Genomic DNA, 16,193 nt, shown 5'->3' with positions numbered 1-16,193 from the left:
GTGGGGGTCCTCCGGTGGGGAGAGTCCGGCAGTCCGGGCAGGGGGATCGAACGGTGGATCGGACGGGGTGGGGCGCGATCTACCTTCGCTTCCCGTGCTGTTACTTAGGTTAGCCTAACCTAAGTAACGAAGGAGAAACGCGGCATCGTGCGTGACTACGGTCACGTGAACCGCAGTTGCCTCCTCCGTCACGGCCGGGCACAGCAATCACCGCCGCACGCGGGGGAGTTGTGCCGACGCGTACGGCGGTGACTGCTGTGCCGGGGTCACTCGGTGGCGCGCAGCTGTTCCTCGGTCAGGCCCAGGCGCCAGTACCCGACGAAGGTGACCCTCCGCCGGTCGACACCCCGCTCGCCGACGAAGTGCCGGCGCAGCGCCTTCACGGCACCCGACTCGCCCGCGATCCAGACGTACGGGCGCTCGGCCGAGGGGAGTCGGGTCATGCGCAGGGCGTCGAGTGCCATGGGGGAGCATTCGGCGCCGGCGGCGGCTTCGTCCCGCACCAGCCAGGTGATCTCGGCGTCGGCCGGGGTCACCAGGTCCTGGATGTCCCCCGTGTGCCGCACCTCCAGCCAGACCCGGGCGGGGGTGCCGGCCGGGAGGGCTTCGAGGATCGCGCAGACGGCGGGTACGGCGGTCTCGTCGCCCCAGACGACGACGAGATCGGTGTCCGCGGGCGGCCGGAACCGGATGGCCCGGTTGTCGGCGACCGCGGGGCCGAGCAGCAGGACCCGGTCCCCGGGGGCTGCCTCGGCGGCCCACCGCGAGGCGGGCCCGGCCTCCGTCCCGTTCTCCGGCCCGACGCCGTGCAGCACGAAGTCGATGTCGATCTCGTCCGGCCGGCGGCGCAGCGCCCGCAGCGTGTACGAGCGCATCACCGCCCGTACGTCGTCCGGGAGTTCACGCCACGCCTGCCACCAGCCGTCCCCCAGCTCCACCGGGACGACCGGCGCGTCCTGCCCCGGATGCGGCAGGAACAGCGACAGCGACTGGTCGCGGCCGTCGGAGTGGAACAGGGCCAGGTCGTCCCCCGAGAAGGTGACCCGGACCAGGGACGGGCCGAGCCGCCGCGTTCCCGCGACGCGCAGGGCGAAGAAGCGGAACGGGGCGACTGCGGCGGTGGTCATGCGGGTGCGCTCCTGGGGGTGCAGGGTCAGACGGGCTAGCTGACCTTCTTCGCGTTCTCCAGCGCCTCGGCGAGGGTGTCGAGCAGCGGGGTGCACTTGTCGTAGGACAGGATCGGCTCCGGCGAACGGGAGATGATCTGGCCGGCCTTGACCGCGGGGAGCTTCTTCCAGGTCGCCTCGGTGATGTCGGCGGGCTGGATGGTCGAGGAACGGTCGTCCATCATGATGATGTCCGCGGCGTACTTGTCGACGTTCTCCCAGCTCAGCGACTCGTACCAGCCGCCGCCCTCGGCCTTGGCCTTCTCCGGCGGCTCGACGAAGTTCACGCCGAGGGCCTTGAAGTACTCCAGGTCGATGGAGAGGTTGGTGCCGGAGACGTAGAAGATGTCCTGGCTCGCGGAACCGGCCATCACCTTGATCTCGGGCTTCGCCTTCGCGGCGGCGCGCAGCCGGGTCGCGGCGGCCTCGAACTTCTTCTTGGCCTCGGTGACGGTGGACGCCGTCATGTCGGCGCCGAGCGACTCGGCCAGCTCCCACATGCGCTCCAGCGGCGCGGTGAGCTGACGGTCGTAGACGGAGATGCCGACGCTCGGGGCGAGCGCGGAGATCTTGTCCTTGGACGCCTCGGGGACGTACCAGAGGGTGCCGGCGTCGTCGAACATCGTGGAGATGAGGACGTCCGGGGCGAGCGCGGCGTACTTCTCGACGTTGAACTGGTCCCAGACGTTGCCGAGGATGGTCACCTTGGAGATGTCCATGTCGCCGGCCTGGACGTCGGCCTTGCCGTCGGTGGTCTTCGTCGGGCCGAAGACGCCCTTCACGGAGATGCCGTAGTCGTACAGGGCGGCGGCCACGCCGGTGAACGCGACGATGTTCGCCGGGATCTTGTCGAGCTCGACGCTCTTGTCGCGGTCGTCCTTGAAGGTCCAGGGACCGGACTTCTTCGCGGCGGAGCTCTCCTCGCCCGAGCCACCGCTTTTCGCGTCGTCGTCACCGCAGGCGGCGAGCACGGCACCGAGGCCGAGGGCGCCGCCCGCGGCGAGGATGCCGCGACGGGTGAGGTGGGTGGCTCTGGCGTTGGACATGTCAGTGACTGCTTTCGAACAGGGCGGAGCGCCCGCCGGACGAGTTCGAAAGAAGGTTAGCCTAACCTCAGATCTTGTCCAGGGGTGGGGGCGCCCGATCGAAGGCTGTGGGGGGACTGTGGGGTGGGATGTGGAGGTCTCGCCCCGACAACTCCCTGGGAATGGAGGTTCGTTGAGGGCGCGGTGAAGGGCCGGTCAGCCCTTCCGGGGGTTGTCCAGCGTCGCCGGCCGGACGCCGCACTCGTGCTCCCGGTCGCCGTCGGATTCCTCGCGTGCGTCTTCGGATGTCACGTCGCGCCTTCCGAGATCAATCGAGCAGTGTGCTCGGCGACTTCACCCCATACCTCCAGGTCCTTCCCGGAGCGCGATGTCAGCGGCTCAGGTGTTTGCGGAGGTCGCGTACCCGGTGGTTGTCGCCGATCGTGTCGAGGAGGCGGCGGACGCGGTCCGCCTCGTAGGACGGGCCCTCCAGGCGGAGGAGGGTGCCGGTGTCGACGACCGCGTAGGCGAGCGGGGTGTCGGACGTGGGGAGGGTGACCGGGTGGCGGCCGGTCGGGAGCTTCAGGGTGGCGGGGAGGCGGAGCCGGGCCGTGCCGTCGGCGCCGTGGAGGAGCTTGGCCTCGACGGTGAGGGTGGCGACCGTGACCTTGAGAGGGAGCGGGGCGCCGGGGGCCGAGGCGAGGAAAGGCAGGCCGAGCGACTGGCGTGCGCGGGCTGTGTTCGCGGTGACGAGCGCTTTCGTGTCGGGGCCGAGTTCACGCTGGCGCTGGTCCACGTCGAGGGCGAGCTGGCCCTTGACCGTCCAGTACGGGATCGCGATCCGGCCGCCGGTCAGCGCGGGGCCGGGGGCGGCCGGGGCGCCCGGTTCCCCGTCGCCGGTGACCCGGAACATGCGCTCGACGCCGAGCAGTTGGACGTACGCCCAGACGTCGTGCACACCGCGCTGCAGCGGCCGGCCGCCGGCCAGGTGCTCGGGGTCCAGGGTGAGGCGTCCCGTCGCGACGAGCTGTGCGCGTCCGTCGCCGAGCGGGCGCAGCTCCACCTCCAGGTCGCCCTCCGGGTACCACCAGTCCTCGCGGTCACGGTCCTTGACGACGAGTTCGGCGTAGGCGAGCCGGAAGGGGTCCGGCACCTCCCAGCCGTCCTCGGTGCCGGGGACGCCGTCGAGCAGCTCCGGGTCCAGCCACCACGTGCCGTCCCGCTCGACGAGCGCGAGCGGCTCGCCGTCGCCGCGCAGTAGATCGAAGGTGACGTCGGCGACGAGGCGGCCGTCCTCCCAGCGCAGGTTGCCGACCGCGCTGCGGGCCTTCACCTCGCGGACGCGTTCGGCGAGCGCGACGGCGCCGTCGAAGTCGCCGTCCTCCAGGAAGCGGGCGCGTAGACGGGACACCGCGGGCAGGCCCTCGCGGACGGCGGCCGGGAACTCCTCCACCGCCAACTTCCGTGCCGCCTCGAAGCGTTCGCGCTGCTCTGCCGGGTCCTCGCGGAGGATCTCGGGCTCACGGGTGCGGGAGAGGATCTCGACGTGGTAGTTGCGGTGCAGGAGGCGGTTCTGGAGGGCGTCGATGTCGTCGGACGCCTCGGTGCCGTCCTTGATCTGGCGGACGATCGTGCGGCAGTTGTCCCAGAAGCCGTGCCGGGGGTTGAAGCGGTGCTGGGTGTTGTTGCCGCCGTCGTCCCGCTTCATCCAGTAGTAGCAGGGGTAGTCCGCGAGGATCGCGATCCGCTCGGCCTTGAGGTAGGCGCCGCTCACGAAGAGCAGGTCCTCCAGGATCCAGGGGCCCTCGGGGAACCGCAGCCCGTGCTCCTCGACGAACGCCAGCCGGAACATCTTGTGCGGTGACAGGCTCTGCATGAGCTCGTCGTTCTCGATCGTGCAGGCGTCCACCGTGTGCCGGAACAGCCGCCGGGGCCGCACCATCGTGCTGGACATCTTGCCGATCACCACGTCGGCGTCATTGCGCTTCGCGTGCTCGTACAGCCGCTCCAGGGCCTCGGGCCCGAGCGTGTCGTCGTGGTCGACGAACTGGATGTACTCGCCGCGCGCGTGCCGCATGCCGAGGTTGCGGGGGGCGCCCGGCCAGCCGGAGTTGGCCATGGTGTGCACCTGGACGTGGGAATGCGCCGCCGCGAGCTTCTCCAGCCGTCCCAGCGTGTCGTCCGTCGAGCCGTCGTCCACGTAGATGACTTCGTACTCGTCGGCGGACAGGCTCTGCCCGAGCAGCGACGGGGCGCACTCGTCCACGTACTTGCCCGTGTTGTAGACGGGGACGATCACGCTGACCTTGATTCTCGGCATTCCACGGACCTTACCGGGCCGCCCGTCTGCGCGGTGGCCGGTTTACCGAGTGACGGATTCGATTCGGGGGAGAGGGAAAAGCGGCTGATACGGCGGCAAGAGCCCGCTTGACGTTCATTGCAGTACGTAAGGCAAGGATCGCCACGCTCTGTGTGCTTGCTATGTGCAGCCAGTTCCTTGAAAAGGATTGACGATCGCTATTTGACTCCTATTGAGTCTCCCCTTGTGTCATTCACGGGGATGCCTTTCTGCGGTGTTCCCATCGGGACAATGGGGGTGGAATGTGCGTACGCGCACGTACCTGGTCGGGATGAACAACCGCATGCCCGTGCGACGTGGCCCTGTCGTGGCGGCTGCCGTCGCGGCCCTGCTCGCCTCGGGCCTCGGCGCGGTCTCCGCGCCCGCCGCGGCGGAGACGGAGACCGGCACCGGCCGGCCGGTTGAGCTCGCTCATTGGCCGCTGGAGGAGTCGGCCTCCGGCGTCTCCCCGGAGGTGGCCGGCGGAATCGGTCTGACCTTGGGCGGCGGCGCCACCATCTACCAGCCGGACGACTCCTGCGACCCCGCGGCGGATCCGGACTGCGACCCACCGGCCGAAGCCCTGAGGGACGGCGGTCATCTGGAGCTCGACGGAACGGGCGGCTACGCCACCCGCGCCGTCACCGGCCCGCTCTCCGCGCACGGCAGCTTCACCCTGACCGCCCGCGCCCGGCTTGCCTCGGCGAACCCGACCGAGGACGAGACGGTAGTGGCGCTGACCGGCACCAACGGCAGTGCGATCAGGGTCAGGTACGCGGCGTCCGCGGGCCGCTGGCAGCTCGTGGTGACCGACGGGGACTCCGCCACGCCGGTGACCACGACCCTCCTCAACAGCGGCCACCTGCCGAGCTCCCACAGCGCCGGCGACCATCTGGGGCTCGTGTACGACGCGGTCTCCGGTGACGTGCTGCTGTATGTCAACGCGGTCGCGGTGGCCGAGACCGCCTGGGACAACACCTGGGACTTCTCCACCACGAGCCTCCAGGTCGGCCGGAACCTGACCGGCACCACCGCCGGTGAGTACTTCTCCGGCGCGATCGACGAGATCCGGATCTACCAGGACCCGCTGGACGCCAACCTGATGTCGCTGGTGTCGGTCATGGGAGCCGGTGGCAGCTTCGAGTAGGCCTCGGAGCAACGATCGGAACGCGCCGCCCGGGCTCAGCCCACCAACCCCAACTCCCGAGCGATCAGCATCCGCTGCACCTCGCTCGTCCCCTCGCCGATCTCCAGGATCTTGGAGTCGCGCCACATGCGGGCGACCGGGTACTCGTTCATGAAGCCGTAGCCGCCGTGGACCTGGGTGGCGTCCCGGGCGTTGTCGACCGCGATGGTCGAGGAGTACAGCTTCGCCAGGGCCGCCTCCTTCTTGAAGGGTTCGCCGGAGACCAGGCGGGAGGCCGCGTCGCGCCAGGCCAGCCTGGCCGTGTGGGCCTTCATCTCCATGTCGGCGATCTTGAACTGGATGGCCTGGTTGGCGCCGATCGGGCGGCCGAAGGCATGGCGTTCCTTGGCGTACTTCACCGACTCGTCGACGCAGCCCTGGGCCAGGCCCGTCGCGAGCGCCGCGATGGCGATGCGGCCCTCGTCGAGGATGCGGAGGAACTGGGCGTAGCCCCGGCCCTCCTCGCCCAGGAGGTTCGCCGCCGGGACACGGACGTCCGTGAACGAAAGCTCCCGCGTGTCCGAGGCGTTCCAGCCCACCTTCGAGTACGGCGCCGCCACCGTGAAGCCGGGCGTTCCCGACGGGACGATGATCGAGGAGATCAGGGGCTTGCCGTCCGGCTTGCGGCCCGTCACCGCCGTGACCGTCACCAGGGCCGTGATGTCCGTGCCGGAGTTGGTGATGAAGCACTTGCTTCCGTTGATCACCCACTCGTCCGTGTCCGGGTCCAGGCGTGCCGTCGTGCGCGTCGCGCCCGCGTCGCTGCCGCCGTCCGGTTCGGTGAGGCCGAAGGCGCCCAGGGCCTCGCCGGCGCACAGTCGCGGGAGCCATTCCTCCTTCTGGGCCCGCGTGCCGTACAGGTGCAGGGGCATCGCACCCAGTGACACACCTGCTTCCAAGGTGATCGCCACCGAGGAGTCGACCCTCGCCAGCTCCTCCAGGGCCACGCCCAGCGCCAGATAGTCGCCGCCCATCCCGCCGTACTCCTCGGGGAAGGGCAGGCCGAACAGGCCCATGCGGCCCATCTCGCGGACGATCTCGTAGGGGAACTCGTGCTGTTCGTAGTACTCGCCGATCTTGGGCGCGACCACGTCATGGGCGAACTCCGCGACAGTGTGGCGGAGTTCGTCGAGTTCGGGGGAGAGCCGGTGGTCCATGGTCGTTCACTCCTGGTGGGAGAGGGCGCGTACGGTGCGGGACGGGCTGGGTCGGCCCAGTTGTCCGGCCATCCACACGCTGGTGGCGGTGAGACGGCCGAGGTCGACTCCGGTCTCGATGCCGAGGCCCTGGAGCATCCAGACCAGGTCCTCGGTGGCGAGGTTGCCGGTGGCGGACTTGGCGTACGGGCAGCCGCCCAGGCCGCCCGCGGAGGCGTCGACGGTGGTGACGCCGTGGCGCAGGGCCGCGTAGGTGTTGGCGAGCGCCTGGCCGTAGGTGTCGTGGAAGTGGACGCCCAGCGTGGCGATCGGTACGCCCTGTCGCGTCAACTCCCCCAGCAGTGACGTCACATTGCCCGGTGTCGCCACCCCGATCGTGTCGCCGAGGCTCAACTCGTCGCAGCCCATGTCCCGCAGGGCCGTGCAGACGCGCACCACCTGGGCGATCGGGACCGCGCCCTCCCACGGGTCGCCGAAGCACATCGAGACGTAACCGCGTACGTGGACTTCCTCCTGCTTCGCCCGCGTGACCACCGGCTCGAACATGCCGAGCGCCTCGTCCAGCGTGCGGTTGAGGTTGGCCTTGGCGAAGGACTCGCTGGCGCTGGCGAACACGGCCACCCGGTCGGCGCCGAGCGCCAGCGCCCGCTCCAGGCCACGGGTGTTGGGGACCAGGACGGGCAGGGCGATCCCGGCGGGCAGGTCCGAGAGGAGCGGGAACAGGGTCTCCGCGTCGGCGAGTTGGGGCACCCATTTGGGGTGCACGAAGCTCGTCGCCTCGATCGTCGTCAGGCCCGCCTCGGCCAGGCGGTGGACGAACTCCGCCTTCACCTCGGTCGGGACGGTCGCCTTCTCGTTCTGGAGGCCGTCACGGGCGCCGACCTCGTGGATGCGGACGCGGGCGGGCAGGCCGTCCTCCGGCACCACCATGGGCAGGCTCATTCCGGCACCTCCGGCCGCGCCGGGGTGACGACCGCGAGCACCTGGTCCATCGCCACCGTCGTACCGGGGCGGACGTCCAGTTCGGCGACCGTGCCGGCGTGCGGGGCGGCGATGACGTGCTCCATCTTCATCGCCTCCACCACCAGCAGGCTCTGTCCCGCGGCCACTTCGTCCCCGACGGCCACCTTCACCACCGTCACCGTCCCCGGCATCGGCGCGGTCAGCGCGTCCGCGCCCCCGGACACGGCGCCCGTCAGCGACGCCGCCACCGGGTCGTGGTCCCGTACCTGCCAGGCGTCGCCGTCCCGGCCCAGCCAGTCGGCGGCGCGGTGGAAGGTGTGGCGGACGCCGTCGAGGGTGACGGAGACCCGGTCGGCGGTGACCGTGTGGGTGCCGCGCGGGGTGTACTCCACCGGTTCCTGCACGCGCAGCGGGAACGCCACCCGCTTCGGCTCGCCCCCCAGCCGCCAGCCGCTCGGCACCGAGAAGGGGTCCGTCCAGCCCGTGCCGCGCGGCTCCAGCGCGTCCAGCCGTACGGCCGCCGCCGCCTCGTACACCTCCTCCGGCACCTCGGTGGGGACGAGGTCGTCCATCACCCGCTCGACCAGCCCGGTGTCCAGCTCGCCCGCCACGACCGCCGGATGGGCCAGCAGGCGGCGCACGAAACCGGCGTTCGTCGGCACGCCGAGGGTGACCGTGCGCGCGAGGGCCGCCCGCAGTCTGCGCAGCGCTGTCGCGCGGTCGGGGCCGTACGCGATGACCTTCGACAGCATCGGGTCGTAGAGGCTGCCGACCTCCGTGCCCTCGCTGAGCCCGGAGTCGGTGCGGACGCCGTCGCCCTGCGGCTCGTGCAGGGCGAGCACCGTGCCGCCGGAGGGGAGAAAGCCCCGGGCGCCCTCCTTGACGGACACGGTCTCGGCGCAGACCCGGGCCTCGACGGCGTGACCCGTCAGCCGGACGTCCTCCTGCGCGAAGCCCAGCCGCTCGCCCGCCGCGACCCGCAGCTGCCACTCCACCAGGTCCACCCCGGTGACCAGTTCGGTCACCGGGTGCTCCACCTGGAGGCGGGTGTTCATCTCCATGAAGTAGTACGAGGAGGGGTCGTCGCCCGGGACGATGAACTCCACCGTGCCCGCGCCCCGGTAGCCGCAGGAGCGGGCCGCCTGGACCGCCGCCTCGCCCATCGCCGCGCGGGTGGCCTCGTCGAGGAGCACGCTCGGCGCCTCCTCGACGATCTTCTGGTGGCGGCGCTGGAGCGAGCACTCGCGCTCCCCGAGGTGCACGACGCTGCCGTGGCCGTCGGCCAGGACCTGGATCTCGATGTGCCGGGGGCGGTCCACCCACCGCTCCACGAGGAGGGTGTCGTCGCCGAAGGAGGCGCGGGCCTCGCGGCGCGCGGCGGCGATCTCGTCGTCCAGCAGGGCCAGGTCCCGCACCAGGCGCATGCCCTTGCCGCCGCCGCCCGCGGACGGCTTCAGCAGGACGGGCGCGCCCAGGTCGTGCGCCGCGGCGGCCAGTTCGGGGTCCTTCCCGCCCGGCACCACCGGCACCCCCGCCGCCCGCACCGTGTCCTTCGCGCGGATCTTGTCGCCCATCAGCGCGATCGCGTCCGCGGGCGGGCCGATGAAGACGAGCCCGGCGTCGGCGCACGCGCGCGCGAAGGCGGCGTTCTCGGCGAGGAAGCCGTACCCGGGGTGGACGGCCTGGGCGCCGGTGGCCGCGCAGGCCTCCAGCAGCCGGTCCACCGACAGATAGCTCTCCGACGACGGCGCGGGGCCCAGCCGTACCGCGGTGTCCGCCTCGCGCACATGGCGGGCGTCCGCGTCGGCGTCGGAGAAGACGGCCACCGAGCGCACGCCCAGCTCGCGCAGCGTCCGGATGACGCGGACGGCGATCTCGCCGCGGTTGGCCACAAGTACTGTGTCGAACATCTGGCTACAGCCCCTCACATCCGGAAGACGCCGAACTGGGGTTCACCCAGGGGCGCGTTGGCGCAGGCGGTCAGGGCCAGGCCCAGTACCTGGCGGGTCTCCAGGGGATCGATGACCCCGTCGTCCCACAGGCGGGCCGTCGCGTAGTAGGCGTTGCCCTGGCGGTCGTACTGCGCGCGGATCGGGTCCTTGAAGGCGTCCTCCGCCTTTGCCGGCCAGTCCTCGCCGCGCGCCTCCAGCTGGTCCCGCTTGACGGTCGCGAGGACGGAGGCGGCCTGCTCGCCGCCCATGACGGAGATCTTGGCGTTGGGCCACATCCACAGGAAGCGGGGGGAGTAGGCCCGGCCGCACATCGAGTAGTTGCCCGCGCCGTACGAGCCGCCGACCACCACCGTCAGTTTGGGGACGCGCGTGCACGCCACCGCCGTCACCATCTTGGCGCCGTGCTTGGCGATGCCGCCCGCCTCGTAGTCCTTGCCGACCATGAAGCCGGAGATGTTCTGGAGGAAGAGCAGCGGGATGCCGCGCTGGTCGCACAGTTCGATGAAGTGGGCGCCCTTCTGGGCGGACTCGGAGAACAGGATGCCGTTGTTGGCGACGATCCCGACCGGGTGGCCGTGCAGATGCGCGAAGCCGGTGACGAGGGTCTGGCCGAACTCGGACTTGAACTCCGCGAAGCGGGAGCCGTCGACCAGGCGCGCGATGATCTCGCGTACGTCGTAGGGGGTGCGGGAGTCGACGGGGACGGCGCCGTACATCCCGTACGGGTCGACCTTGGGTTCGGCGACCGGTGCGACCGTCCAGGGCAGGCTCCCGCGCGCGGGGAGGGTCGCGACGATGTTCCGGACGATGCGCAGGGCGTGCGCGTCGTCCTCGGCGAGATGGTCGGTGACGCCCGACACGCGCGCGTGCACCTCGCCGCCGCCGAGCTCCTCCGCCGTGACGACCTCGCCGGTGGCGGCCTTCACCAGGGGCGGGCCGCCGAGGAAGATCGTGCCCTGGCCGCGGACGATGACGGCCTCGTCGCTCATCGCGGGGACGTAGGCGCCGCCCGCGGTGCAGGAGCCGAGGACGGCCGCGATCTGCGGGACGCCGGCCCCGGACATACGGGCCTGGTTGTAGAAGATGCGGCCGAAGTGCTCGCGGTCGGGGAAGACCTCGTCCTGCAGGGGCAGGAAGGCGCCGCCGGAGTCCACCAGGTACAGGCACGGCAGCCGGTTCTCCAGGGCCACCTCCTGCGCGCGCAGGTGCTTCTTCACGGTCATCGGGTAGTACGTGCCGCCCTTGACGGTGGCGTCGTTGGCGACGATCACGCACTCGCGTCCGGCCACCCGCCCGATCCCGGCGATGACACCGGCGGCCGGGGCCTGTCCGTCGTACAGCCCGTCGGCGGCGAGAGGGGCCAGCTCCAGGAAGGGGGAGCCGGGGTCGAGGAGGGTGTCCACGCGGTCGCGGGGCAGCAGCTTGCCGCGCGCGGTGTGCCGGGCGCGCGCCTTCTCGCCGCCGCCGAGACGGGCCGCGGCCAGCTTGCCGTGCAGCTCCGCGACGAGGGCGTGATGGGCCTCCTCGTTGGCCCGCCAGGTCTCCGACGCGGGATCGGCCGCGCTGTGGAGCTCCGGAGCCTGTGGTGCCTTGTCCATCCTGCGGTCCCTCTCACCAGTGGTCCACCAGTTAATGAGCGTTAACGCATTTCCTTCAGGTTAACGACCGCTAACCTCCCTGTCTAGAATCGTCTCCATGGCCACCAGAACCGACGCCCCCACCCGCCGCGAGCAGATCCTCAAGGAAGCGGCTCGACTCTTCGCCGAACGCGGCTTCCACGGCGTGGGTGTGGACGAGATAGGGGCCGCGGTCGGCATCAGCGGCCCGGGGCTCTACCGGCACTTCGCCGGCAAGGACGCGATGCTCGCCGAGCTGCTCGTCGGGATCAGCGGTCAGCTCCTGACCGGGGCGCGGACCCGGCTCGAGGAGGCCGACGGAGGGCCCGCGGACGCCGTCCTGGACTCCCTCATCGAGGGCCACATCGACTTCGCGCTCGACGACCGGCCGCTGATCACCCTCCACGACCGCGAGCTGGACCGCCTGCGCGACTCCGACCGCAAGCTCGTGCGCCAGCTCCAGCGGCAGTACGTCGAGCTGTGGGTGGAGGTCGTGCGCGAGGTGTACCCGGCGCTGACCGAGCCGACCGCGCGCTCCGCCGTGCACTCCGTGTTCGGCCTCCTGAACTCGACCCCGCACCTGGGCCGCCCCGGCGCCGGGCGCGGGGTGACCGCCGAGCTGCTGCACCGGATGGCCAGGGGCGCCTTCGCGGCGGCCGGCACCGGCTGAGAGCGGGGCGTGACGAGCGTTACGGCTGCGGTCCACTGGACGCTGTCACTACCGGCCGGTACGGTTGATTCTGAGCAAGCGCTTAGATATGGGGCGCCGGCTCGGACAGGCAGCAACTGGGAACCGGTGGAGGTGGGCGCGGTGCGCCGTACGGTGTTCAACGAGGATCACGAGGCGTTCCGGGAGACCCTGCGGGCCTTCATCGAGGCCGAGGTCGTCCCCGTCTACGACGAGTGGTTCGCGGCTGGCCAGGCGCCGCGCGACTTCTACTACAAGCTCGCCGAGCTGGGCCTCTTCGGCATCAACGTGCCCGAGGAGTTCGGCGGCGCCGGCATCGACTCGTACAAGTTCGAGGCCGTGATGTACGAGGAGACCGCCCGCGCGGGCGTCCACTTCGGCGGCTCCGGTGTGCACGTGCTGCTCGCCCTGCCGTACATCAAGATGCTCGCCACCGACGAGCAGAAGAAGCGCTACCTGCCCAAGTTCGTCTCCGCCGAGGAGATGTGGGCGCTGGCCATGACCGAGCCGGGCACCGGGTCCGACCTCGCGGGCATGAAGACCACCGCCAAGCTCTCCGAGGACGGCACGCACTACGTCCTCAACGGCTCCAAGACCTTCATCACCGGCGGCGTCCACGCCGACCGCGTGATCGTCTGCGCCCGTACCGCCGCGCCGACCGCCGAGGACCGCCGTCACGGCATCTCGCTGTTCGCCGTGGACACCAAGTCCGAGGGCTACTCCATCGGCCGCAAGCTCGACAAGCTGGGCCTGCGCACCTCCGACACCGCCGAGCTGGCGTTCGTCGACGTCAAGGTGCCCGTCGAGGACCTCCTCGGCGAGGAGAACAAGGGCTTCTCCTACCTCGGCCACAACCTGGCCTCCGAGCGCTGGGGCATCGCCTTCGGCGCCTACGCGCAGGCCAAGGCCGCCGTCCGGTTCGCCCAGCAGTACGTGCAGGACCGCACCGTCTTCGGCAAGACCGTCGCGTCCTTCCAGAACACCAAGTTCGAGCTGGCCGCCTGCAAGGCCGAGGTCGACGCCGCCGAGGCCGTCGCCGACCGCGCCACCGAGGCGCTGGACGCGGGCGAGCTGACCCCCGCCGAGGCCGCCTCCGCCAAGCTGTTCTGCACCGAGGTCGCGCACCGCGTGATCGACCGCTGCCTCCAGCTCCACGGCGGCTACGGCTTCATGAACGAGTACCCGATCGCCCGTCTGTACGCGGACAACCGGGTGAACCGCATCTACGGCGGCACCAGCGAGATCATGAAGACGATCATCGCCAAGGACATGGGCCTGTAGGGTTCCGGAAATTTTCGATCAGTAGCGTCGGCTCCATGAGTCAGGCACTTCAGTCTCTCCTCGATCTGCTCGACCTGGAGCAGATCGAGGAGAACATCTTCCGCGGCCGGTCCCGGGAAGCCGTCGTCCCCCGGGTCTTCGGCGGGCAGGTCGCGGCCCAGGCGCTCGTCGCCGCCGGACGGACGGTCCCCGAGGACCGTCTCGCCCACTCCCTGCACGCGTACTTCCTGCGGCCCGGCGACCCCGGCGCGCCCATCGTCTACACGGTCGACCGGATGAACGACGGCCGTTCCTTCACCGCGCGCCGCGTCCTCGCCGTCCAGCACGGCCAGCCGATCTTCGCGCTCTCCGCCTCCTTCCAGCTCCACGAGGACGGCTTCGAGCACCAGGCCTCCATGCCCCCCGCCCCGGACCCCGCCACCCTCCCCACCTCCGAGGAGCGGCTGCGCGGCTACGGCCACATCGCCCCCGAGGTCGTCGAGCGGTTCCTGGAGGCCCGCGAGGCCATCGACCTGCGCTACGCCGACGAGCCCCCCTACGGCCGGTTCGGCGAGCCGCGCGAGCCGCACTCGCAGGTCTGGTTCCGCACCAACGGCAAGCTCGCGGACGACCCGCTCCTGCACGTCGTCCTCGCCACGTACGTCTCCGACATGACCCTCCTGGACTCCGTCCTGCTCGCGCACGGGCGCGGCGGCTGGGCCGTCGGGGACGTGGTGGGCGCCTCGCTCGACCACGCCATGTGGTTCCACCGGCCCTTCCGCGCCGACGAATGGCTCCTGTACGACCAGGAGTCGCCGTCCGCGCACGGCGGACGCGGTCTCGGCCAGGCCCGGATCTACACCCAGGACGGCACGCTCGCCGTCTCCGTGATCCAGGAAGGCGTGGTGCGCACCCCCCGCCCGCGGGACTGACCGGCGCCGCGCCGGCCGGACCGATCGGCGAGACTGAGGGACATGACCTCAGCCGCGGAACGAGCGGGACAAGCGGGCAGCGCGGAACCAGGCGGCGGCGAGAGCACCTTCACGGTGATCGTCGCCGCCCTCGCCAATCTCGGGATCGCGATCGCCAAGGCCGTCGCCGGTGTCATCAGCGGATCGAGCGCGATGCTCTCCGAGGCGGCGCACTCGGTCGCCGACACCGTCACCGAGCTCCTGCTGCTCACCGCCCTCAAACGCAGCGAGAAACCCGCCGACGAGGAGCATCCCCTCGGCTACGGCCCCGAGCGCTACATCTGGGCGATGCTCGCCGCCGTCGCCACGTTCGTCGGCGGCGCCGTCTTCTCGATCTACGACGGCGTCCACACCCTCGTCGCCGGTGAGGAACTCGGCGACCCTCTCGTCTCCTACATCGTCCTCGCCGTCGCCTTCCTGCTGGAGGGCTACTCCCTGCGGACCGGGCTGCGGCAGGCGCGCGGCGAGGCCGCCCGGCTGAACGCCCCGTTCAAGCGGTATCTGCGGTTCACCCCGGACACCGCCGTGAAGGCCGTCGTGCTGGAGGACTCCGCCGCGCTGGTCGGCCTGCTGCTCGCGGCCGGCGGTCTGCTGGGCGGTCAGCTCACCGGCTCGGGCGTCTGGGACGGGATCGCGTCCCTGGCCATCGGCCTGCTCCTGCTGTACGTGGCGTGGGTGCTGGGCCGCTCCAACGCCGAACTGCTCATCGGGCGCCCGCTGCCCTCGGCGGTGCGGGAGCGGATCAGGGCCGAACTGCTGGCCGTCGAGCACATCGAGGCGGTGCTGGAGCTGACGACGCTCGTGCAGGGGCCGCGCGAGGCGCTCGTCGCCGCGAAGATCGACTTCCGGGACGTGTCGACGGCCGCGCAGATCGAGTGGGCCTGCGAACAGGCCGAGGCCCGGCTGCGGGCGGCGTTCCCCGCCGTCAGCCGGGTCTACCTGGACCCGACGCCGGGGTACGCGCAGCGCCGCGAGGAGGGCCTCAACCCGTTCCCGTGACCGCCCGGGCTCAGTCCCGCGCCGTCAGACCCGCCTGGTCGAGGAGGTACGCCGTCATCGGGTCGTAGTGCCGGGGGCTGACGACGTGGTCGTCCAGCGGGACGGTCACCTGCACCGTGCCCTCCGCCTCCGCGAGGAACAGCGCCGGGTCGTTGCAGTCCGCGTAGCCGACCGAGTCGACGCCGTGCTGGCCGGCGTACCCGGCCCAGCCGTGGTCGGCGACCACCAGGTCGGGCAGCGGACGCCCCTCGCGCTCCAGGCCGGTCAGGATCGCCTTCATCGGCTCACCGGAGTGGGTGTGCCACAGGGTCGCGCCGTGCTCCAGGACGGCCACGTCCGCGAACTGCATGACGTACCCCTCCTCGGTCTGGAGCCCTTCCGGGATGACGACGATCTCGCACCCGGCGGCGCGCAGCGCGACCGCCGTCGAGTGGTGCACCTCGAGGAGCCCGCCCGGGTGACCGGTCGCGAACAGCACCCGCTGCTGCCCCTCGGCCGCCTTGCGCAGCCGCGCCGCCATCCGGTCCAGACCGTCGACCGTCAGCTCCGGGTCGATGGTGTCCTGCCCGTACCGGTGCTCGGTGTCGTCGTTGACACCGACCCGCTCGGCCATCACCGCGAGGACGTCCTGCTCGTCGGTCCACCGCTCCCCGAGCTCCAGGCCCAGCCAGTAGTGGCGGTTGCCGTTCGCCAACTGGCGGTAGTGGGAGAGGTTGTTCTCGCGGGGCGTCGCGACGTCGCCCGCGATGCGGGTCCGTACGAGATGGTCGACGAGCTCGGCGCGGCTGGGTGTCCCGGGTATCGGCATGCGACCCATTGTGAGGCAGACCGCTCCGCGCCCGCGGCCCGTCCCGGACGCTGGGACACCCGTC

Annotated in this window: 13 protein-coding genes; 5 read left to right on the top strand and 8 right to left on the bottom strand. The window is 71.1% G+C overall.

The features are described 5' to 3' along the window. Positions 1-266: 266 nt before the first annotated feature. The 3 genes from ACIPSE_RS02695 to ACIPSE_RS02685 form a co-directional block, all read right to left on the bottom strand. Entirely contained in the window at positions 267-1,127 is an 861-nt protein-coding gene (locus ACIPSE_RS02695; RefSeq protein WP_401656632.1) for a siderophore-interacting protein, read from the bottom strand. Between the two features lie 35 nt (positions 1,128-1,162). Then, on the bottom strand, positions 1,163-2,212 hold the full coding sequence (locus ACIPSE_RS02690) for an ABC transporter substrate-binding protein (RefSeq protein WP_401656630.1): 1,050 nt from the start codon (positions 2,210-2,212) through the stop codon (positions 1,163-1,165). Between the two features lie 370 nt (positions 2,213-2,582). Then, positions 2,583-4,511: a glycosyltransferase family 2 protein gene (locus tag ACIPSE_RS02685; protein WP_401656628.1), complete on the bottom strand. Its 1,929-nt coding sequence runs from the start codon at positions 4,509-4,511 to the stop codon at positions 2,583-2,585. Positions 4,512-4,833: 322 nt separating this feature from the next. Here ACIPSE_RS02685 and ACIPSE_RS02680 point away from each other — a divergent pair, with 322 nt between their 5' ends. Further along, complete coding sequence (locus ACIPSE_RS02680) at positions 4,834-5,676, top strand: LamG-like jellyroll fold domain-containing protein (RefSeq protein WP_401656626.1); 843 nt, start codon at positions 4,834-4,836, stop codon at positions 5,674-5,676. A 35-nt stretch (positions 5,677-5,711) separates the two neighbouring features. On the opposite strand, the gene ACIPSE_RS02675 is transcribed toward ACIPSE_RS02680, so the two are convergent. From ACIPSE_RS02675 to ACIPSE_RS02660, 4 genes are read right to left on the bottom strand one after another with little or no spacing between them, the layout of a single operon-like run. Next, the gene (locus ACIPSE_RS02675; protein ID WP_401656624.1) at positions 5,712-6,872 is read right to left on the bottom strand and encodes an acyl-CoA dehydrogenase family protein; all 1,161 of its coding nucleotides are present in this window, start codon (positions 6,870-6,872) and stop codon (positions 5,712-5,714) included. A 6-nt stretch (positions 6,873-6,878) separates the two neighbouring features. Further along, positions 6,879-7,814 carry a hydroxymethylglutaryl-CoA lyase gene (locus ACIPSE_RS02670; RefSeq protein ID WP_401656622.1) on the bottom strand — a complete coding sequence of 312 codons (936 nt, stop codon included), beginning with the start codon at positions 7,812-7,814 and terminating at the stop codon, positions 6,879-6,881. Next, the gene (locus ACIPSE_RS02665; protein WP_401656620.1) at positions 7,811-9,745 is read right to left on the bottom strand and encodes an acetyl/propionyl/methylcrotonyl-CoA carboxylase subunit alpha; all 1,935 of its coding nucleotides are present in this window, start codon (positions 9,743-9,745) and stop codon (positions 7,811-7,813) included. Before ACIPSE_RS02665 ends, ACIPSE_RS02670 begins: the two co-directional genes overlap by 4 nt. Before the next feature lie 14 nt (positions 9,746-9,759). Continuing rightward, complete coding sequence (locus ACIPSE_RS02660) at positions 9,760-11,385, bottom strand: carboxyl transferase domain-containing protein (protein ID WP_401656618.1); 1,626 nt, start codon at positions 11,383-11,385, stop codon at positions 9,760-9,762. A 97-nt stretch (positions 11,386-11,482) separates the two neighbouring features. Between ACIPSE_RS02660 and ACIPSE_RS02655 the strand changes: the two genes are divergently transcribed. From ACIPSE_RS02655 to ACIPSE_RS02640, 4 genes are all read left to right on the top strand, one after another. Then, positions 11,483-12,073, top strand: a complete 591-nt coding sequence (locus ACIPSE_RS02655; protein WP_401656616.1) for a TetR/AcrR family transcriptional regulator — start codon at positions 11,483-11,485, stop codon at positions 12,071-12,073. A 141-nt stretch (positions 12,074-12,214) separates the two neighbouring features. Next, positions 12,215-13,372 (top strand): acyl-CoA dehydrogenase family protein, encoded by a 1,158-nt coding sequence (locus tag ACIPSE_RS02650; protein WP_401656614.1) that lies wholly within the window; start codon positions 12,215-12,217, stop codon positions 13,370-13,372. 35 nt (positions 13,373-13,407) lie between these two features. After that, positions 13,408-14,283, top strand: a complete 876-nt coding sequence (locus ACIPSE_RS02645; RefSeq protein WP_401656612.1) for an acyl-CoA thioesterase — start codon at positions 13,408-13,410, stop codon at positions 14,281-14,283. A gap of 42 nt (positions 14,284-14,325) precedes the next feature. Beyond that, on the top strand, positions 14,326-15,321 hold the full coding sequence (locus ACIPSE_RS02640) for a cation diffusion facilitator family transporter (RefSeq protein WP_401656609.1): 996 nt from the start codon (positions 14,326-14,328) through the stop codon (positions 15,319-15,321). Between the two features lie 10 nt (positions 15,322-15,331). On the opposite strand, the gene ACIPSE_RS02635 is transcribed toward ACIPSE_RS02640, so the two are convergent. Further along, positions 15,332-16,129 (bottom strand): phosphatase, encoded by a 798-nt coding sequence (locus ACIPSE_RS02635; RefSeq protein ID WP_401656607.1) that lies wholly within the window; start codon positions 16,127-16,129, stop codon positions 15,332-15,334. Positions 16,130-16,193 lie beyond the last annotated feature (64 nt).

Source organism: Streptomyces sp. NPDC090106 (assembly GCF_044747265.1).
Taxonomy (GTDB): Bacteria; Actinomycetota; Actinomycetes; order Streptomycetales; family Streptomycetaceae; genus Streptomyces.
The sequence above is the reverse complement of the archived record's forward strand: the minus strand, read 5'-3'. Positions and strand labels throughout refer to the sequence as shown.